This is a genomic window from Pantoea sp. XAF26B01_ASV70 (genome assembly GCF_054512635.1).
The window spans coordinates 3293274-3311989 of the sequence record NZ_CM137251.1; the positions used below are offsets into that span (position 1 = coordinate 3293274).

Sequence of the window (18716 nt, forward strand, 5' to 3'; positions counted from 1 at the left end):
ATGCGCGAATTTTCCCGGAGTGTGAACCAGAGAAAAATATTGCCGGGATTGGTCGGACCAAAATCAGCGATTCACCTCAGGAAAGGCGTGCTGATAGCTGCGCGGATGGAAACGCAGATTAAGCACGATTAACAGCAGCGTGACCGCCGCCTGCAATAACCAGACGCTGGTGAAGTGACCGGTGAGCGCATGCAACTGCCCGGCGATAAACGGCATGCTGCCCGCGATAATAAAGCCGGCGCCCTGCATAAAAGCCACCAGCCGCGCGCCAGCCTGCGGCTGCTCCAGATGATCCAGCGCCAGCACCAGCGCCAGCGGAAATGCCCCGCCCAGCCCGAAGCCCGCAATCCCCGCCCAGAGCCACGGTGCCAGTTGTGGCGCAAACAGGAAACCGAGCATGCCGCTGAACTGCATCGCCAGTGTCAGCAGCAGCAGCGGACGGCGATCGCGGCCCCGCGCCAGCAAGGGCAGCAGCAGCGCACCTGTGACCTGACAGCCGATCATCATGCCAAGCAGTGACCCGCCCGCCTGTGCGCTCCAGCCGAGTTGATGATAAAAATCGGGCAGCCAGGCGACACAGATGGCATATCCGCCGTTCACCAGACCGAAGCTCAACGCCAGCGTCCAGGCGCGGGTTTTCCGCCACAGCGAAGGCAGAGCGGCGGCCTCTGTCCGGGTTGCACGTGGGGTGGTGATAAACAGCCAGAGCAGGATGGCCAGCACCACCGGCAGCGCCCAGCTGCTCAGCGCGCCCTGCCAGCCAAGCTGCCCATTCAGCCACGGCGAGATCGCCGCGCCAATCCCGCCGCCGCCCATCAGCGCCGCTGCCCACAGTCCGGTCACGCCGGCACTGCGGCTGCCAAATCGCTGACGGATCAATCCCGGCATCGCCATCTGCACAATGCCAATGCCCGCCCCTCCCGGCACAGTACTCAGTACCAGCCAGCCTCCGTCAGCCACAAACAGCCGACTCACCAGCGCCAGCAGCAACAGCAACAGGCCACCCAGCAGCAGTTTACGTACCGCAAAGCGCTGCATCAGCGGGGCGCTGACTAACGCAATGGCACCCATCATCATCATCGGCACCGCAGGCAACAGCGATGCCGCCAGCGGCGACAGACCGATGCTCTGCCGCAGCTCGCCGAGTAACGGACTGACCGAGGTCATCAGCGGTCGCATATTGAGCCCGGCCAGCACCAGCGCCGCCAGCAGCAGGTTGTTCTCTCTCTTCATCTGAGATCCACACAGTTAAAAGTTGCCAGCCTGGCAGCAGTCGCTACTATCTGGAAATGAAATATTACTCTGCCAGGTAGTGGAAATATGAATCGTCAGCCGATGTTTACTCCGCAGCAGCTGCTCAGCTTTGTCGCGGTGTGCGAAACCGCCAGCTTTACCCGCGCCGCTGACCGGGTGCACCTGTCGCAGTCCACCGTCAGCCAGCAGGTGCGACGGCTGGAGGAAATGGTCGGCAAAGAGCTGCTGAACCGCTCCTCGCATCAGGTGCAGATCACCGAAGAGGGCGAGAAGCTTTTAGGCTACGCCCGGCGGATCATCGCCCTGAATGGGGAAGCGCACGATGTGCTGAGTGACCAGTGGCGCGACGGTGTGCTGCGTCTTGGCGTGCCGGAAGATTTCGCCGCGCCCACGGCCGGTTTGCTGGCGCACTTCAGTCGCGACCATCCGCAACTTCGGCTGGACGTGATGAGCGGCATGCAGGTGGAGCTGCGTCGCGCCTGGCAGCGTGAAGAGCTCGACATCATGCTGATTAAACAGCCCGCTGGCGAGCGTCCGCTGGCGTCGCGTCCTGAACCCCTGCTGTGGCTCGATAGCGCAGAGTGGCCCTGCTTTGAGCAGACGCCGGTACCGCTGGTGCTGTTTCCCCAGCAGGGGCTCTATCGCGATGAGGTGTGTCAGACGCTCGACGCACTGGGCCGTAGCTGGCGCATTAGTTACAGCAGCGCCAGCCTGGTCGCGCTGGCCGCCGCCAGTGCGCAGGGTCTGGGGCTGACATTACTGCCCGCCAGCTGCCGCCTGCCGCAACATCGGGTACTGGGCCCGGAACAGGGTCTGCCGGTGATTGATACCTTCGAACTGGCGCTGTTCTGTCGTCATCCGCAGGATCCGCTGCAGCGCGAGCTGGCGGAATCCCTGGCAACCTTCAGCCAGCTGCGCTGGCAGTGAGATATCGAATAGTCGTCAGTGGAAAATAACGCAGCAGGGTGGAGCGTCGTTTGTCAGATTAAGACCTTGTTCACTTTGCAGGAGCCTCTGATGCCTATTTCCTCTTCGCCGAGCCGCCGTGATTTCCTTGGGCAGAGCCGCCGTGATTTCCTTGGGCAGAGCGTCCGCTGGACCGCCGCAGGCGGCTTGCTGGCCGCCGGTCTCGGCCAGGCCAGTGCCGCCACGCCATCACCTTTGTCCTCCATCAATCCCGACCAGCCCGCCGCCCTGCCCCGGCAGGATCACTATCTGCTGCGCAATGTGCGGCTGGAGGAGGGCTTTATCCGTGAGGATGATGAGATCGTTGCGACCCGCACCGGGCGTTACGACATCAGCGTGCGCGACGGTAAAATTGACCAGCTGACACCCGCCGGTCAGGGTGACAGCACCCTGCCGTCGTGGGATGCACAGGATGCCCTGCTGCTGCCCGCCACCCAGGATATGCATATCCACCTTGATAAAACCTTCTACGGCGGCCCGTGGCAGGCTCCGCGTCCCCGTCAGGGCAAAACTATCATGGACATGATTGCGCGTGAACAGGTGCTGATTCCGCAACTGCTGCCGCACTCTCAGGCGCGCGCCGAAGGGTTGATCGCTCTGCTGCACGCCAAAGGCACCACCCGCGCCCGCAGCCATTGCAATATCGATCCGGTCAGCGGCCTGCAAAGTCTGGAGCATCTGCAGGCGGCATTAGCCCGTCACCCCGCCTTTCCCTGCGAGATTGTGGCCTTTCCCCAACATGGCCTGCTGCACTCGCAGGTTGATGGGCTGATGCGCGAGGCGATGCAGCACGGCGTTGAGTATGTCGGCGGCCTGGACCCCACCAATGTCGATGGTGCCATGGAGAAGTCACTGGATGCGATGTTCCAGATTGCGCTCGACTATCAGCGCGGCGTGGATATACATCTGCATGAAACCTCACCTGCTGGCGTGGCGGCGATTCAGTACATGATTGACACCGTGGCAAAGAATCCGGCGCTGAAGGGCAAAGTGACGCTGAGCCACGGTTTTGCGCTGGCGACCCTGTCCGGCAGTACGCTGGATAAGATGATCGCAGAGCTGGCGGAGCAGCAGTTCAGCGTCGCCTCTACGCTGCCGATCGGCAAGCTGACCATGCCGATTCCGCAATTACAGGCAGCGGGCGTGAAGGTGATGACCGGCACCGACAGCGTTATCGATCACTGGTCACCGTTTGGCACCGGCAGCATGCTGGAAAAAGCGAATCTCTATGCGCAGCTCTATCGGGGATCGGATGAGTTCTCGCTGTCGCGGGCGCTGGCGATCGCCACTGACGATCGGCTGCCGCTGACAGCCCAGGGTGAACGCCAGTGGCCAGTACCGGGCGATGAAGCGAGCATGATGCTGGTGGCGGCGAGCTGTTCCGCCGAAGCCGTGGCACGAATTTCGCCAGTCGTCGCGACCTTCTCACGCGGTAAACCAGTGTTTGCGCTGGCCCCGGCCTGAAACAGCAGGGCTGCGGACAAAAACGCCGGGAGCGTTTTTGAACAACGCAACGCGTTGGCCCGGCTACGGGCGCACCTCAGGGATGAGGTGTGTAATCGACCATGCTGAGCCTTCTCAGCAAATGCGGAGAGATCGAGCCGGCTCAGGGAAACCGGTCAGATCGGAAAGGCGCTTAAGCCATCCATGGCCGCTCGGCCCGCGCCGTCCCTGGCGCGGGACGCTTTCCTCTTCTGACCGGCTTCCCTGCGCTTTAAGCTTGTTTATTGCTGATAGATTCTCAGTACCCGTGGTTTACCAGCAGCGACGGTCCTGAAACGGGAAGCATCTGCCGGACGTGAAGCGAAGGGAGCATATGCCTGTAGCAAAGCATCACGGGCCACGGACAAAAACGCCGGGAGCGTTTTTGAACAACGCAACGCGTTGGCACGGCTACGAGCGCACCTCAGGGATGAGGTGCGTACTAAAAACGCCGGGAGCGTTTTTGAACAACGCAACGCGTTGGCCCGGCTACGGGCGCACCTCAGGGATGAGGTGCGTAATCGCCCGCGCTGAGCCTTCTCAGCAAATGCGGAGAGATCGAGCCGGCTCCGGCCCGGTTACAGACGACCACCTTACCTAAAGCGCCGGGAGCCAGTACCTGCCCCACAACGCAAACCCACTCCCCCAAAAACAACAGAGCCTCCACAAGGGAGGCTCTGCATTTACCTGAGCGGAGTGCGGGTTACGCGCTTTTGGCCCATTTATCATTCGACATTAGTTCCATTGCCAGCGCGTATAAGCGACGATCTTCCTGATCACAGGGCTCATCTTCCGCATAACACGCAATCATCGAAGCGATCTTATCAGCCGATAAGCTCTCTCCATGAACATGCAGTGTCAGTACGGCGCGGCCTACTATTTTAAGCACATTTTCATGTGGTCCCTGGATGCGATTACTCAATGCAAATACCCTCTACCGGTCGTTGTACCAGGAATATGGCGCGCTAAATATAAAGCAATTAGCTCAGGATTTTTATCGGCACCAGTGGTGATATTTTTTAATGATTAATTCTATTACTGGAGTAGTAGTTAAGGATTTATCTGATTAACAATGAAATAAATATTTAAAAACGGCTACTTATCAAATAATCGCTGGTCTCAAAAGATCCTCATCCTGGAACAATCACATTGAGTCGGGGTTAATCTATAAAAATAAACCACCTTTTTCCCGTAAACTTCAGTCTATTCCTAAGCCCTCTGACAGATATAGTTTCATACTGCTAACCATCGAGGTTCCCGTTGCTGTCAGGCGTGCTTTCTGCCAGACTTGCCCCGCAATAATGCCCTACACTTTCAGCCTCAGAGGCCGCGCCCGTGACCGCTTTTTCTACCCTCAATTCGCTTCCCGACAGCCAGCTCGAAAACCTGCGCGAGATGGGCTACACCAGCATGACGCCCGTGCAGGCCGCCACGCTGCCCGCCATTCTGCAGGGACGCGACGTGCGCGCGCAGGCGAAAACCGGCAGCGGTAAAACGGCTGCCTTTGGTATTGGTTTACTGCACCATATCGACAGCGCCCGCTTTCAGACCCAGGCACTGATTCTCTGTCCGACCCGTGAACTGGCGGATCAGGTAGGCAATGTGCTGCGCCAGCTGGCGCGCTTCACCCGCAACATCAAAGTTCTCACTCTGTGTGGCGGACAGCCGATGAGCGCACAGCGTGATTCGCTGGTGCATCCGCCCCATATCGTGGTCGGCACGCCGGGTCGTATCCTCGACCACATTAACCGCGAAAACCTCAAGCTGGACCAGCTCAGCACGCTGGTCCTGGATGAAGCCGATCGGATGCTGGAGATGGGTTTCCTGAATGATATGGAAACGATCATTGAAGCGACGCCCGCTTCGCGCCAGACGCTGCTCTTTTCCGCCACCTGGCCAGACGGCATTACGGCTATCAGCACCCGCTTTCAGCGTGATGCGCTGAGCGTGGTGACAGAAGATGTCAGCGAACTGCCTTCAATCGATCAGCAGTTTTTCGAAGCCAGCCACAATGAAAAACTGGGTCTGCTGATAGCCCTGCTCAGCGATCGTCAGCCCTCATCCTGTGTGGTCTTCTGCAACACCAAACGTGAATGTGATGATGTCGCCGCGGCACTTAACGCGCGTGATATCAGCGCCCTGCCTTTGCATGGCGATCTGGAGCAGCGCGATCGCGAACGCGTGTTGATCCGCTTCGCTAACGGCAGTGGTCGCGTGCTGGTCGCCACCGACGTCGCTGCACGCGGACTCGACATCAAATCGCTGGCGATGGTGGTTAACTATCAGCTCGCCTGGGATCCTGAAATCCACCTGCACCGCATTGGTCGTACGGCGCGTGCGGGCGAACATGGCGTTGCGGTCAGCCTGGTTGCTGCCGATGAGATGGCTCGCGCGCATGCGCTGGAAGATTTCCTGCAGCAGAAGCTGCCGTGGGTCTCTGCCAGCACGCTGAAAAAGGGCAGCAGCAAGCCGCTGCCTGCAGCTATGATGACTTTGTGCATTGATGGTGGCCGTAAAGCCAAGATACGTCCGGGAGATATTCTGGGCGCGCTGACGGGTGAAGCGGGTTATCGTGCCGAGCAGATCGGCAAAATTGTCCTGACGCCGACCCACGCCTACGTGGCGATTGAGGCGAATCAGGCCAAAAATGCGCTGGTGAAACTCAAGCAGGGCAAAATCAAAGGCAAAACCTGCCGGGCGATTCTGCTGAAGGATTAAATAAAACGGGCGAGAAGATTATCTCGCCCGGTTTGTTACGGCTCTTCGATTTGGGTCACATGCAGCGTGGTTTTATCCCCTTTGCCCTGTACCTTGCCACTGACGCGTACTTTGTCTTCTGCGGTGTAGGTTTTACCATCAAAGGTCTTCTTCGGCGCGATAATCGGTAAGGTGCCGGTGTTGTCACGGAACTGATACCGTTCGCCCTGCTCTTTCTTCACGATGTAACCTTCCAGCGTCACATATCCGCCCTGACGGAAATCGCGGATCTGATCAATATGCGTCTGACCGGTATCTTCTGAACCTTTATAGCCGGCATCCTGCTTGTGTTGCGGTGGTGGCGTATCGCCCGCTTTGTATCCGCCCTCTTCGGCCGAAACACCCGCACTCATCATCACCAGCAACGACGCCAAAATCACTTTTTTCATTTCACACTCCTTTATTGGAAAGGTGTCCATGTTGAACCTTCAGGGTTAATCCTGGCACATTAATTGGCGTCCGTTTTATTTCACCCTTCTCTTCTCACCTTTTTCCGTTTGCTGCCGATAACCTGTTCACACCCTATTTCACCAGCTGCGTTAATGCAGAGGCAACCATGGATAATTTTCAGAAAGAGATCGATGAGAGAGCGAACCTCGCGTTATCGAACAAGTTTGAGCTGCTGCTGTTTCGCTTAGGTTCCGATCAGCTGAAAGGCAAGTCTGAACTGTTTGGCATTAACGTCTTCAAGCTGCGTGAAATTGTGCCGATGCCAACTATCACCAAAGCCGCAGGCATGCGTTCGCCGCTGCTGGGTATGGCAAGTATTCGTGGCCAGTTCATTCCGGTCATCGACCTGCCTGCCGTGGCGGGTTGTGTGCCGGAAACCGGTCTTAACCTGCTGCTGGTTACCGAGTATGCCCGTAACACCCAGGCGTTTGCCGTAGAGTCAGTCGAGAACATTGTGCGTCTCGACTGGAGCCAGGTGCATACCGCCGAAGCCGGTATCGGCGGCCGCAACATTACCAGCATCGCCTGCCTGGACAGTGACAAGCAGAGCAACGAGCTGGCGATGGTGCTGGACGTTGAGCAAATCCTGTATGACATCATCCCATCGGTGCGCGGCGTCGAACCGGAAGCGGCCAGACCGCGTGCCTTCAACTACCGCCCAGGTGCGGTGGCGATTGTGGCAGAAGATTCCAAAGTCGCGCGTCAGCTGCTGGAGCAGGGTCTGAAGAGTATGGGCATTCCGGCGCTGATGTTTAACACCGGTCTGGATGCCTGGGAAAAAATTAAATTGATGAGCCAGGAAGCGCAGGCTGCAGGCGAATCGATTCACGACAAAATCGCCCTGGTGCTGACCGATCTGGAAATGCCAGAGATGGATGGTTTTACGCTGACCCGCAACATCAAACGTGACCCGATCCTCAAGGCTCTGCCGGTCGTCATTCACTCCTCACTCTCTGGCAGCGCCAACGAAGATCACGTGCGCAAAGTGGGTGCCGATGGCTATGTGGCAAAGTTTGAGTTGAATGAGCTGTCAGACGTGATTTTCAACGTTCTCGACACTGCCCGCTAAGCGAATGCGGGCCGCTAAGAATGCCCGGCACGCTTTTACTTTTTAGCCAGCAGAATGGCTGACCTGATCAGGAACCGACTATGCACATTGAAACTTTACCCGTTACGCCTGCACCTGTTACGCCTTCCCGTCAAAAGGTGCTGCGTGGCCGTTTACGCCAGCTGGCCTGGATTAGCGCCGTCACGTTAAGCGTCGCGTTCTGGACAGGCCTCTACTTCTTAGTTTTCTGAATCCATTCATCCTTGTCTGGATCGGGCTGTCAGCATCACTGCTGACAGCCCTTTTTTTGTCTGAATTTCCTCTGGTTATTACTTAACCTTTTCTGATGATTTTTACTGACTATTTATTCACCCGGCGTTATTACTTAAAAATTATTAAAGGTACAACTTCGTGCTCCGATAACAGTATGCGCGAGATCACCTTTTTGCCTGAGGCTGTGACCACAGACATCAGCAAGGCACTGCGCACAACAGCAGGAAACCTGAGTTTTGCTAACAAATTGATTAATAATAAAACGGGGAAGAGAACATGTTCAGTATCAAGAATATGAAGGTGGGAATGCGGCTCGCAGCAGCCTTCGGTATTATTGTGACGTTACTGATAGTGATTGGCGTGACATCCATAACCAGGATTAACAGCATTAATACGGCGATCGCCTCGATCGTTGACGATCGTTATGTGAAAGTACGACTGGCATTTGATGTGCGCGATGGCGTCAACGATCAGATCAAATACCTGCGCGGCATGGTGATCGATACGACACGTCCGGAAATGAATGTGAAGCGTTATGGTCAGCTGGATGAAGCCACGCAACGCACCAACAGCGCAATGAAAAGGATCGAAGATATTCAGGTCACGCCGGTCGGCAAGAAAAAGATCGCCGGTCTGCTGGCCTCTTCCCAGGCTTTTGAGAAAGTTAAAGCAGAGCTGATCACCCTGGTGAAAGCGGGCGATTTTGAGGCTGCCAGCACCTATGTCCTGAAATCGATGACCGCCACCCAGAACAAATTCCTTCAGGATGCCGTGGATTTTGCCAACTCTCAGGACGCACAGCTGCGCAGTGAAGGTCAGGGTATTGTGGAAAATGGTCAGTCGGCTATCTCCATTACGCTAATTTTCTCCGCGCTGGCGATTCTGGCGTCTATTCTGCTGGGCTACTTCCTGACCCGTTCTATTGTGCGTCCGCTGGTTGCAGCGGTTGACGTTGCTGAACGCGTTGCCGCAGGCGATCTGAGTTCACAGATGCAGGTGACCTCACGCGATGAAACCGGCGTCCTGATGCAGGCGCTGCAACGAATGAACGATAATCTGCTGTCGATTGTGACCGAAGTGCGTACCGGCTCCGACACTATTGCGGTGGCCTCTAATCAGATCTCCAGCGGGAACCTTGATCTTTCGACCCGAACCGAACAGCAGGCCAGTTCGCTGGAAGAGACCGCCTCTGCCATGGAGCAGATGACGTCGACCGTGAAACACAATGCCGACAACGCGCGTGAAGCCAATCACCTGGTTTCAACCACTTCCAGCGTGGCGCGTGAAGGTGGCGTGGTAATGGAGCAGGTCATTGAGAAGATGGAAGCGATCGCCCTCTCCTCACGAAAAATTGTCGATATCATCAGCGTTATCGACTCCATCGCCTTCCAGACCAATATTCTCTCCCTGAACGCCGCCGTTGAAGCGGCACGCGCGGGTGAACAGGGTCGTGGCTTTGCGGTGGTGGCGAGTGAGGTGCGTAATCTGGCGCAGCGCTCAGCCTCAGCGGCCAAAGAGATTAAGGTACTGATTGAAGATTCCGTCGCTAAAGTCGATGAAGGCAGCAAGCTGGTGACACACGCCGGTTCAACTATCGGCGAAGTGGTGAACAGCGTGCAGAGCGTGGCAAACATCATGAGCGAAATCACCATTGCCAGCAGCGAGCAGAGCAGCGGCATCAATGAAATCAATCAGGCGATTACCCAGATGGAAGCGGTGACGCAGCAGAACGCCGCGCTGGTACAGGAAGCGTCAGCCGCCTCACAAGCGCTGCAGGATCAGGCAGAGCGTATGGCGCAGGCGATGAGCGTATTTAATACCGGCAAGCTCTCACTGCAACCCGTACTGCGTTAATCCCTCTCAACGGCCTGCTTCGGCGGGCCAGTTTAAGAATGGTGACGATAAGGGCGGATAGGTTACAGGCAACAGAGCGGGAAGCGGTTAGCGGTTAGTGGTAAGTGGTAAGTGGTAAGCGTTATACAAGGGAATTGCAAATATACAGGGAAAGTGAAAGTAAACAGGCAGGTTACAAGAATAAAGCGTGAGGTTTGAGAAGGAGGAAACGCAGAAACAAAAAAGGCTGCCAGAGGCAGCCTTTTATTACTGTAAATGCAACAACGCTATAAAGCTCACTAGCCTTAATCAGAGAGCGCGAAGCTGACTCTGAATTGCAATCCTTGCCAGGTTCACCTGAACCACGACAGATTTGCAGAAAATGCATTTCGCTCCATGCGGGTTGGCTCTTGTAACATCAAAATGTGATGTACGAAACTGTGAGCCACTACAGTGAGGACATTTAAAAGTAATTTTCAGTCCTTAGAGACCAACAACGTTCGCAGCAGCTGGGCCTTTGGCGCCATTTTCTACTGTGAATTCAACTTGCTGACCTTCATCTAATGAACGGAAATCGGTGCCCTGGATTGCAGAGAAATGTACGAATACATCTTTGCTGCCGTCTGCAGGAGAAATGAAACCGAAGCCTTTCTCTGCGTTAAACCATTTAACGGTACCGCGAATTTTGTTAGACATGCTTAAATCCTTAATATATCGAGCCTTCCGGCATACATAATGGCCTGAGAACAGATTTTAATCAGAACGTAAGAGAAGACTCAAAAAGAAGGGATGTCTCGCGACAAACTTAGAGATGAGAACTGCTTTGGTTACTTACTTTGATAGTGTCTGTTAATCAAACCGACGATTCATTAGGCCACACTTCTTAAAGTGACGCAAGCCGTAATTCAAATTAATCGCAATCAGCCCGCTGACGAGGATGAAGGCGAAAGGCTGTGTCAGGGAGACTGTCTGGCTTCACAGTGCAGCGGTGACTTTTCTGGCGACGTAAAAAGAAGCGGAGATAATGTCAGATCAAAAAAGGGCGAGGCCGGAGCCTCGCCCAAAACATGCCGATCATCAATCGTAGTAAGGAACCTTACGGTCAACGCCGTTGATATTGATCAGCACAAAACCGGTCGGAGCGGTCTTATTGGTCGGCGTACCCGCAGCAGTAGCCAGCGTAACCACCCCTTTTTCGTTGGCCCCGATGCCCGCCAGCCCGTTGTGCATGCCAAAACGTGCAGCGGGTTTCAGGTTGCTGATTTTGGTGATGTCCGTAACCACCGACATATCAGCCTGGAACAGCGAGCAGGAACCGGTATCGAAGCGGGTCGGACCGGTCGTCTTCAGGTTGAACATGGTCTCGCCGCTGTTCGCTCTCAGCTTGACCCAGATTACGGCATAGGTGGTCCCTACCCGGCCATAACGAATGTCCAGTACGGAAGGCTGACCCATATGGTAAGCATCGGCCCAGACCGTCTCCAGTCGCTGGAGGTTGATCAGGGTTTTACCGGTGCCCACCACATTAACCGGCGAACCGGCGGTGCCGGAGGGCGTGGTCGCATCCGCTTTCCCGATCAGCTCCATTACCCATTGCTGGTTAGGCGCCGGGAAATAGAGCTGCCCCAGCCGATACCAGTTGTCGGTATCAGTGTTGTTCACCACTTTATAGCCGCTGTAGTAGCCGGCACGCAGCGAACCGGTCATGAACGTGCCGTAGTTCTCATCCCGACGATAGCCATATTCGAAGGTCGATAACCACTTACTTCCGGCCAGATCATTGGTGATTTTCGCCCCCGCCTGCAGGTTGATATGACGCATCACCACGCGGGCATTATTGAGATTGAGCGGCGTGGCGCAATCTTCAATGTTGAGCGTTTCGATGTTCCAGCCGCCATCCGACAGATCCCCCGGGTTAGTCGTGTGCTCAATCCAGACGTTACGCATGAGCCCCTGAGTGACGCGCGGCATATAGAGCGTGGCGTCGCCATAGCCCGACTGGAAGTTGGCATTACACAGCTCAATGGCGGTTGAGTGGTCCCAGTTCCCCTTCGGCGTGTTTGACCAGCCGACATCAAATACCCGTGAAAAGGTATTGGAGCTGTAAATCTGATCGAACTTACTGTCGAGCGTATCCTGCAGCTTAAAGACGGTTCCCCCGGTACTTTGCGCCTTGAAGCAGAAGATATTGACGATCTGGCCTCCGACAATGGTATTTTCAAAGAACGGCTGCGTGTTACTGCACTGTTCAGGCGTGACGGTGACTTTGGCCGTGGTGTCGACAGTCCCGGCGTTAGCCTGTCCATGCCAGCAGATGCCTTTAATGACGATTCGACGCGCATTAACCTTAAACACGGTTTTCGCGCTTTTATCAGAAACAATGGTGGTACGCGGTGCCGAGCCGAGCTCGATATCATCGCCTGCCAGACCAAAAAACGACAACTCCGTATCGCTGATATCGATGGGTGAAATCAGGAAGCGGCCCCCCGGAAAACGCACCGGAATCGCTTTCGCGTAGGCGTTGTAGGATTGTGTCCATGCCAGCATCCGCTTAAAGGCTTCAGTGTCATCGGTCACGCCATCCCCTTTCGCGCCAAAGTGCAGAATGTTCACTTCGGCGGGATCGTTGATGGTGCGCTTCCAGTAGAAACCGTTACCCACCGCCACCGTACCGCCATCATCTTTCAGCGGAGTGGTGCTGAGAAAACCGACAAAGTCTGCGCCGCCACGGAAGCTGGAGTCCTTATCGTAATAGCGTTTAAGGCTCGCGACTTCACCTGATTTTGGTGGAACAGTGGTACGCAGTTCAGCAAAAGAGTTAACTTCGATCATAGAATCCTCCTCAGGATCATAGAGATATCGCGCTGAAATCAGCGCACTACTTAGCCGCAGCCGGATGGCCGCAAAGGGAGTCCCACATGTCGTTGTGGGTGTTGATGGCGCGCACCGTACGAACGTCCATTTTTTGCGCGTCATCGCCGTAGGTATAAAGAGGGGAAAAAAGTACGCAGGCAGAGTCGGTGATCGCCACCGGCTCAGGGTTTGTGGTATTTCGACTGCTGCAGCTTGTCGCGAGCAGCAGCGTCATCAAGGCTATGGTTGTCAGTCGCCACACGGTTAGCCTCCTCGCGGTTATGTTGTTGCTGTTGCGCTACCGCGGTGACGCGGGACGCCTCCTGTTGCGCGTTATCGACGTCAGAACGCGCTTTTTGCTGCACTTTGCCGATTTTCTTGCCGCCGAAATAACTGGCGCCCAGCGCCGCGATGACCGCAGCCAGCGCGGCGATCCAGTGCCAGCTGCCGCCCAGTAAGGTGGTAATCAGAGTCATGGCTTCGCTCCTTCAGACTGCTCCTTCGCATTGAGCAGGTTTTTCTGACGAACAAATTGTGCAATCACCCCCATCGCCACCATGAAGGCGCCCACCAGCCCGAGGTAGTTGTGCGGCAGAATCGCTTTAACGTCTTCGGGCAGTGCGCTCCAGGCATCAACGGCGGCCGAAGGAAACGACTGCGCCCAGGCGCTGAGCATGGAACCCAGCGACGCAAGCCAGACAGACCAGGTTTTGAAAAGCAGACGGGCATGAGAGACAAACTGGAGGGTGGTAAAGCGCTGCAGCAGCAGCAGAATGATGATTGCCGTCAGCACGGCGGTGAGAAACATGAGCCATCTCATAGCAACCCCCTGTAAACCACATAGGTTCCGCTGCGCATCATCTCCGCGTGACGTCTGGCGCGGCCCGGCGTCTGACGGGCCCAGAGGCTGTTCATCATCGCGTCAGCCGCATCATTAAACTGTTCAGCCACGATCGCGCTGAGCATGTTTTTGAACTGCAGGACGCCCTCGACGCCCAGCTGATAAGCCATGCTCAGCAGCACGTCGGTGCGGGCGTCGTTGCACTTCGCCAGCGCATTACGCAGCAGCTCCCTGCCCTGCATCTCCTGAATTTTGTTTTCAAGAATGCACTGCTTCCAGACATCACCGACGCGCCGTGGCACGCGGAAAGCATAATTACTCAGAGACGCCCCCTTGGGTCCAATGCGAATGCCGCCGGCCACCGTGGGAAAGCCCAGCGTGTCGAGATAAGGCGTGTCGACATACCCCTCTTCAAAATTCAGTACTGCGATTATCTGGCTCATAACGACTCCTCAATGACGGGTTAAAGCAACTCAGCCTTGTGAAAAGAAATACATAACGCTCGCTGATCATTGCTCAGCACGGCGCAGCAGAAGGCCTTACTGACCCTGCAGCAAAACTGAACAGTAATTCAGCAAATTGCGCCCAGTGAGAACTGGAGAAAGCGAAGAGTTAGCCGGAACGGAAAAATGCGTTTTCTGCGCGTTTCAGCTCACGGCGTAGAGATGAACGTGCGGAAGACAGCAATTGTCGAAACTGGGTGTTTCCTGACTGGTGACGCGGGGTGCAGTAATTGCGCGGTCAACGCGCGGGGCGACCTGACGCTGGCAGATTTGCTCTGCACGTCTCAGGGTGGGTGTTTCAGTTGGGAAGTTCAGGGCCTCGTCGATGCTCTGTGTCAGGCTGCTGAGAGGTTGGCGCCGCCGGTGGCGACGAGTACGTGCGTTGCCTATAAAAACGCTTTTGCCATAGTGAATTATCGCCATAACTCCTCCTGTGAATGAGTCTTTGGCGATGGGGTGGCAGGCGCGAGCTTTCGGCGAACCGAACGGGCCCGAATGTCGCGTATCACGGTCGCACGCTTGCCGCCCGGCTGCATCAGCAGTCAGGTGGAAAGTAAGCGAGGGGAAATAAACGGCATCTGACGACGCTGCATTTTGCGCATCCACCCCATCCCAAAGTTCACTAACTTTGTGGTGGTATGATTCGCGCTTGTGCAGCGCCTCAATTGTTTAAGAGCGGCTCGTCCCTGAAAGAACTGCTTCGTTCATCCATATCCAAATTATTAACAGGTTCTTATGCTTTATCAAACACTGTTGGTTAATTTTTTATTTACCGCTGGTTAAATTTATGAATTTATGCCGATTATTTTTTTTTCAGCCTTCCTGAAAAAACCGGCAGAAGTGGCCTTAACCGAGGATTTGATAATGTCGCGCCTGGCTCATGATCACTTTGGCCAGTACCTTCAGGCTGGTGACGTCATCATGATTGAGATACCAGGTTTCATAGCGCTTATTATCTGATATTACAGCGATTTTCTTATGCTGCAGCTGCAGGCGCTTGAGATAGAGCTGCTCATCGAGGGTGAAAATATAGATGCCGTCGCCGTCGAACATCCGCACGCTGATATCCACAAACAGCTGATCGCGCGGCGCAAAGGTGTCAGCCATGGAGTCACTGTTGATAGCGATTAACCGGATGTTTTCCGCCGGGCGCCCGTTGAACAGCACCCGCGCCTCATCCAGACCATATTCGATCGCCTGGATAGTCTCGACAAACTCATCACGCGCGGGCAGGCCTGCAGCACTTCGCTGACCAATGTCGAGGCTATCAATCCGAAACACATTCTTCTGACCGGTGAGCGCACTTAGCGTCACCGGTTCAGCAGGTTGTTCCATACCGTATTGCAGCCACTCAACCCTGACGCCCAGCAGCTGGCTGAGAGCCAGTAAATTGCCGCCATCCGGCACTGACTGCGCGTTAAACCACTTCCACACTCCCGGCGTTGAAATCTTACAGCCTTGCTGCTGCAGAGCCCTGGCAACCTGTTTGTTTCGTCCATGTCCGGCAATGCCGGCACTCTCACAGGCCGCTATCAGCCTGGCGGTGAAAGCTTGTCTTGTACTTTCTTTTTTAACCATTAGTTAATAATCAGCCATAGAAGAGATACTGGATGTTATTTTCATTATTGCTACCAGTTCATTTTATATTACCGCTCGTTTACTACCTAACCGCTTTATCAAGCATTCCTGATAATCATTATCCGCTTCAGCCCGCGGCTGGACAAAAAATATTGCCTCAGGCCGCGTACAGCCCCGGCTTTCAGGAATGTTCCGTAAAAAATTGCGTGAATATCAGCCAGAATAATGGCCAGTAGTGACGAGACCGGAACGGAAATTAAGCTGATGCGCAGAAAACTCTATCTTTCACTGGACCGGAAAATGGAGCTAAAAAAAACGGGAGTCTCTGAAAGACTCCCGCTTTGTTAAAAATTATGGCAGTTATGGCCGGAGCGTATCGTCGCCCCATGCTATCCATTTATAGGTCGTCAGCGCCTCTAATCCCATCGGGCCACGAGCATGCAGTTTCTGTGTACTGACCGCCACTTCGGCACCCAGGCCAAACTGTCCGCCATCGGTGAAGCGGGTGCTTGCGTTGACATAGACCGCTGAGGAGTCGACCTGACGGACAAAACGCGCGGCGTTGCGGGTATTACGGGTCAGGATGGCATCCGAGTGCTGCGTGCCGTGCGTACGGATGTGATCGATCGCCTCATCCATATCCGCCACTAATTTGACGTTAAGATCCAGCGACAGCCACTCATCATTGTACTGCTGCGGATTCACCTGCGTGACCGATGCCGGGCCGTGCTGCAGCTGCGCCAGCACGTTGCTGTCAGCATGCAACGCAATCGCTTCCTGTGCCATACGCGCGCTGAAGGCGGGCAGGAAGCGATCGGCAATCGCCTGATCCACCAGCAGCGTCTCCAGGGAGTTACAGGCGCTGGGACGCTGTTTCTTGGCGTTGACGATCAGATCAAGTGCAGGTTCGATCTCCATCGTCTCATCAATATAGATATGACAAACGCCGATGCCGCCGGTGATCACCGGAATAGTGGAGTTTTCCCGGCACAGCTTATGCAGCCCGGCTCCGCCACGCGGGATCAGCATATCGACGTAGCGATCCAGCTTCAGTAGCTGATTCACCAGCTCGCGATCCGGATTTTCGATCGCCTGAACGATCGCCGCAGGCAGACCGTGCTGTTTCAGCGCGTTCTGGATCACTCGTACCGTAGCCGCATTGGTGCGCCAGGTCTCTTTACCGCCGCGCAGAATGGCGGCGTTACCGGTTTTCAGGCACAGAGTGGCGACGTCCACCGTGACATTGGGACGCGCCTCGTAGATCACGGCCACCACGCCCAGCGGCACGCGACGACGCTCAATGCGCAGCCCGCTGTCGAGCTGACCGCCGTCAATTAATTGCCCCACCGGATCGGCCAGCTGACAGACCTGGCGCACATCGCTGGCGATGCTGCCGAGGCGTTGCGGATTGAGTGTCAGCCGGTCCAGCAGCGCGGCGCTCATGCCGTTCTGACGCGCATCGGCTAAATCCAGCTCATTGGCCGCCAGAATGTCTGCGCTTTCCGCCTCCAGACGGTCGGCAATGGTCATCAGAACCTGATTTTTCTCTGCAGTCGACAGATCGGCCACGGTGTAAGCTGCGGCGCGCGCCGCTTTTCCCATCTCTTCAAGCATTGTCCGCTCCTTAACTGACGATCATGTCGTCGCGGTGAACCGCCACCGGGCCATATTCATAGCCCAGGATTTCGCTGATCTGCTGGCTGTGATGACCGGCAATCATCCGCATCGCGTCGCTGTTGTAGCGTGAAACACCATGCGCGATATCCCTGCCCTGCAAACTGCGGATACGGATCACTTCTCCACGCGAGAAATTCCCCTGGATAGCACGGATCCCTTTCGGTAGCAGCGAACTGCCGCGTTCAATAATTGCTGCCAGCGCACCATCATCGACGGTGAGTTCACCTGCCGGAGGCGCACCGAAAATCCAGCGTTTACGATTTTCCAGCGGCGATTGCTGCGCATGAAAGTGCGTACCGACCGGCTTGCCGTCAATAACATCGCTGATTACGCCGCTGCGACTGCCTGAGGCGATGATCACATCGATACCGGCGCGGCAGGCGACATCCGCCGCCTGAAGCTTGGTCGACATGCCACCAGTGCCAAGACCCGATACGCTGTCGCCCGCAAGGGCACGCAACGCATCATCAATCACATGGACATCACTGATCAGCTCAGCCTCAGGATTGTTACGCGGATCGGCGGTGAACAGTCCCTGCTGGTCGGTCAGCAGCAGCAGCTTGTCGGCACCGCCGAGCATCGCCGCCAGCGCTGAGAGATTGTCATTATCGCCCACTTTGATTTCAGCGGTGGCGACGGCATCGTTCTCATTGATCACCGGCACAATGTGGTTATCCAGCAGCGCGCGCAGCGTGTCGCGGGCATTCAGGAAGCGCTCGCGATCTTCCATGTCGGCACGGGTCAGCAACATCTGACCAATATGGATACCGTAGATTGAGAACAGCTGTTCCCACAGCTGAATCAGACGGCTCTGCCCCACCGCAGCCAGCAGCTGCTTTGAGGCGATGGTGGGTGGCAGTTCGGGGTAACCCAGATGTTCGCGTCCGGCGGCCATCGCGCCAGAGGTCACAATCACAATGCGGTGGCCCGCCGCGTGCTGCTGCGCACACTGACGAACCAGTTCCACCATGTGCGCCCGATTCAGCCGGCGGGAGCCGCCGGTGAGAACGCTGGTACCCAATTTGACCACTAAGGTCTGACTGCCACTCATATTTCCTGCCGTAGTGAAAAATTTTTACGAAAGGACGTTTTAACAGGAGTCGATAAGGAAGCCAACAGCCAGCAGGGGAAAAGCACGAATTTACGCGGACAAGGACGTAGACCAAAAGTTCAGGGTTAACAAGAAATCATGAAAAGTGTC

Annotated in this window: 18 protein-coding genes; 6 read left to right on the forward strand and 12 right to left on the reverse strand. The window is 55.7% G+C overall.

Translation table 11 applies throughout. The features are described 5' to 3' along the window. Nucleotides 1-63: 63 nt before the first annotated feature. Nucleotides 64-1233, reverse strand: a complete 1170-nt coding sequence (locus tag ACX8ZY_RS15610; RefSeq protein WP_192073403.1) for a cyanate transporter — start codon at nt 1231-1233, stop codon at nt 64-66. A gap of 87 nt (nt 1234-1320) precedes the next feature. Between ACX8ZY_RS15610 and ACX8ZY_RS15615 the strand changes: the two genes are divergently transcribed. From ACX8ZY_RS15615 to dbpA, 3 genes are all read left to right on the forward strand, one after another. After that, complete coding sequence (locus ACX8ZY_RS15615) at nt 1321-2181, forward strand: LysR family transcriptional regulator (protein WP_010255227.1); 861 nt, start codon at nt 1321-1323, stop codon at nt 2179-2181. Between the two features lie 90 nt (nt 2182-2271). Continuing rightward, nucleotides 2272-3684: an amidohydrolase family protein gene (locus tag ACX8ZY_RS15620; RefSeq protein WP_421665081.1), complete on the forward strand. Its 1413-nt coding sequence runs from the start codon at nt 2272-2274 to the stop codon at nt 3682-3684. A gap of 1353 nt (nt 3685-5037) precedes the next feature. After that, nucleotides 5038-6420: an ATP-dependent RNA helicase DbpA gene (gene dbpA, locus ACX8ZY_RS15625; RefSeq protein WP_010255222.1), complete on the forward strand. Its 1383-nt coding sequence runs from the start codon at nt 5038-5040 to the stop codon at nt 6418-6420. Between the two features lie 35 nt (nt 6421-6455). On the opposite strand, the gene ACX8ZY_RS15630 is transcribed toward dbpA, so the two are convergent. Continuing rightward, complete coding sequence (locus ACX8ZY_RS15630) at nt 6456-6848, reverse strand: YgiW/YdeI family stress tolerance OB fold protein (protein WP_010255219.1); 393 nt, start codon at nt 6846-6848, stop codon at nt 6456-6458. 167 nt (nt 6849-7015) lie between these two features. Between ACX8ZY_RS15630 and ACX8ZY_RS15635 the strand changes: the two genes are divergently transcribed. The 3 genes from ACX8ZY_RS15635 to ACX8ZY_RS15645 all read left to right on the forward strand — a co-directional run bounded on the left by ACX8ZY_RS15635 (nt 7016) and on the right by ACX8ZY_RS15645 (nt 10084). After that, entirely contained in the window at nt 7016-7978 is a 963-nt protein-coding gene (locus tag ACX8ZY_RS15635; protein ID WP_010255217.1) for a chemotaxis protein, read from the forward strand. A gap of 80 nt (nt 7979-8058) precedes the next feature. Further along, a complete protein-coding gene (locus ACX8ZY_RS15640) occupies nt 8059-8208 on the forward strand; it encodes a hypothetical protein (RefSeq protein WP_186437059.1) in 150 nt (49 codons plus the stop codon). 298 nt (nt 8209-8506) lie between these two features. Beyond that, nucleotides 8507-10084 carry a methyl-accepting chemotaxis protein gene (locus ACX8ZY_RS15645; RefSeq protein WP_010255214.1) on the forward strand — a complete coding sequence of 526 codons (1578 nt, stop codon included), beginning with the start codon at nt 8507-8509 and terminating at the stop codon, nt 10082-10084. Between the two features lie 288 nt (nt 10085-10372). On the opposite strand, the gene ymcF is transcribed toward ACX8ZY_RS15645, so the two are convergent. The 10 genes from ymcF to proB all read right to left on the reverse strand — a co-directional run bounded on the left by ymcF (nt 10373) and on the right by proB (nt 18566). After that, a complete protein-coding gene (gene ymcF / locus ACX8ZY_RS15650; protein WP_085978710.1) occupies nt 10373-10543 on the reverse strand; it encodes a cold shock small protein YmcF in 171 nt (56 codons plus the stop codon). 3 nt (nt 10544-10546) lie between these two features. Next, nucleotides 10547-10759 (reverse strand): transcription antiterminator/RNA stability regulator CspE, encoded by a 213-nt coding sequence (cspE, locus tag ACX8ZY_RS15655; protein WP_003854408.1) that lies wholly within the window; start codon nt 10757-10759, stop codon nt 10547-10549. A 381-nt stretch (nt 10760-11140) separates the two neighbouring features. Beyond that, nucleotides 11141-12895 carry a glycosyl hydrolase family 28-related protein gene (locus ACX8ZY_RS15660; RefSeq protein ID WP_010255209.1) on the reverse strand — a complete coding sequence of 585 codons (1755 nt, stop codon included), beginning with the start codon at nt 12893-12895 and terminating at the stop codon, nt 11141-11143. 203 nt (nt 12896-13098) lie between these two features. After that, nucleotides 13099-13392: a hypothetical protein gene (locus tag ACX8ZY_RS15665; RefSeq protein ID WP_010255207.1), complete on the reverse strand. Its 294-nt coding sequence runs from the start codon at nt 13390-13392 to the stop codon at nt 13099-13101. Further along, complete coding sequence (locus tag ACX8ZY_RS15670) at nt 13389-13736, reverse strand: DUF7940 domain-containing protein (RefSeq protein WP_010255205.1); 348 nt, start codon at nt 13734-13736, stop codon at nt 13389-13391. Before ACX8ZY_RS15670 ends, ACX8ZY_RS15665 begins: the two co-directional genes overlap by 4 nt. Beyond that, nucleotides 13733-14200 carry a lysozyme family protein gene (locus tag ACX8ZY_RS15675; protein ID WP_421665082.1) on the reverse strand — a complete coding sequence of 156 codons (468 nt, stop codon included), beginning with the start codon at nt 14198-14200 and terminating at the stop codon, nt 13733-13735. The genes ACX8ZY_RS15670 and ACX8ZY_RS15675 overlap by 4 nt, the downstream gene beginning before the upstream one ends. A gap of 204 nt (nt 14201-14404) precedes the next feature. Further along, nucleotides 14405-14683, reverse strand: a complete 279-nt coding sequence (locus ACX8ZY_RS15680; RefSeq protein WP_071785064.1) for a transcriptional antitermination N peptide — start codon at nt 14681-14683, stop codon at nt 14405-14407. A 423-nt stretch (nt 14684-15106) separates the two neighbouring features. After that, nucleotides 15107-15838 (reverse strand): S24 family peptidase, encoded by a 732-nt coding sequence (locus tag ACX8ZY_RS15685; protein ID WP_010255201.1) that lies wholly within the window; start codon nt 15836-15838, stop codon nt 15107-15109. A gap of 360 nt (nt 15839-16198) precedes the next feature. Continuing rightward, a complete protein-coding gene (gene proA / locus ACX8ZY_RS15690) occupies nt 16199-17452 on the reverse strand; it encodes a glutamate-5-semialdehyde dehydrogenase (protein WP_010255199.1) in 1254 nt (417 codons plus the stop codon). A gap of 10 nt (nt 17453-17462) precedes the next feature. Then, on the reverse strand, nt 17463-18566 hold the full coding sequence (gene proB / locus ACX8ZY_RS15695) for a glutamate 5-kinase (protein ID WP_191917238.1): 1104 nt from the start codon (nt 18564-18566) through the stop codon (nt 17463-17465). Between the last annotated feature and the right edge of the window lie 150 nt (nt 18567-18716).

What these genes read in the sequence shown, in the direction of transcription:
- ACX8ZY_RS15610 (WP_192073403.1), bottom strand. Translation starts at nt 1,233, where the DNA reads ATGAAGAGAGAGAACAACCTGCTGCTGGCGGCGCTGGTGCTGGCCGGG.
- ACX8ZY_RS15615 (WP_010255227.1), top strand. Translation starts at nt 1,321, where the DNA reads ATGAATCGTCAGCCGATGTTTACTCCGCAGCAGCTGCTCAGCTTTGTC.
- ACX8ZY_RS15620 (WP_421665081.1), top strand. Translation starts at nt 2,272, where the DNA reads ATGCCTATTTCCTCTTCGCCGAGCCGCCGTGATTTCCTTGGGCAGAGC.
- ACX8ZY_RS15630 (WP_010255219.1), bottom strand. Translation starts at nt 6,848, where the DNA reads ATGAAAAAAGTGATTTTGGCGTCGTTGCTGGTGATGATGAGTGCGGGT.
- ACX8ZY_RS15635 (WP_010255217.1), top strand. Translation starts at nt 7,016, where the DNA reads ATGGATAATTTTCAGAAAGAGATCGATGAGAGAGCGAACCTCGCGTTA.
- ACX8ZY_RS15640 (WP_186437059.1), top strand. Translation starts at nt 8,059, where the DNA reads ATGCACATTGAAACTTTACCCGTTACGCCTGCACCTGTTACGCCTTCC.
- ACX8ZY_RS15645 (WP_010255214.1), top strand. Translation starts at nt 8,507, where the DNA reads ATGTTCAGTATCAAGAATATGAAGGTGGGAATGCGGCTCGCAGCAGCC.
- cspE (WP_003854408.1), bottom strand. Translation starts at nt 10,759, where the DNA reads ATGTCTAACAAAATTCGCGGTACCGTTAAATGGTTTAACGCAGAGAAA.
- ACX8ZY_RS15660 (WP_010255209.1), bottom strand. Translation starts at nt 12,895, where the DNA reads ATGATCGAAGTTAACTCTTTTGCTGAACTGCGTACCACTGTTCCACCA.
- ACX8ZY_RS15665 (WP_010255207.1), bottom strand. Translation starts at nt 13,392, where the DNA reads ATGACTCTGATTACCACCTTACTGGGCGGCAGCTGGCACTGGATCGCC.
- ACX8ZY_RS15670 (WP_010255205.1), bottom strand. Translation starts at nt 13,736, where the DNA reads ATGAGATGGCTCATGTTTCTCACCGCCGTGCTGACGGCAATCATCATT.
- ACX8ZY_RS15675 (WP_421665082.1), bottom strand. Translation starts at nt 14,200, where the DNA reads ATGAGCCAGATAATCGCAGTACTGAATTTTGAAGAGGGGTATGTCGAC.
- ACX8ZY_RS15680 (WP_071785064.1), bottom strand. Translation starts at nt 14,683, where the DNA reads ATGGCGATAATTCACTATGGCAAAAGCGTTTTTATAGGCAACGCACGT.
- ACX8ZY_RS15685 (WP_010255201.1), bottom strand. Translation starts at nt 15,838, where the DNA reads ATGGTTAAAAAAGAAAGTACAAGACAAGCTTTCACCGCCAGGCTGATA.
- proA (WP_010255199.1), bottom strand. Translation starts at nt 17,452, where the DNA reads ATGCTTGAAGAGATGGGAAAAGCGGCGCGCGCCGCAGCTTACACCGTG.
- proB (WP_191917238.1), bottom strand. Translation starts at nt 18,566, where the DNA reads ATGAGTGGCAGTCAGACCTTAGTGGTCAAATTGGGTACCAGCGTTCTC.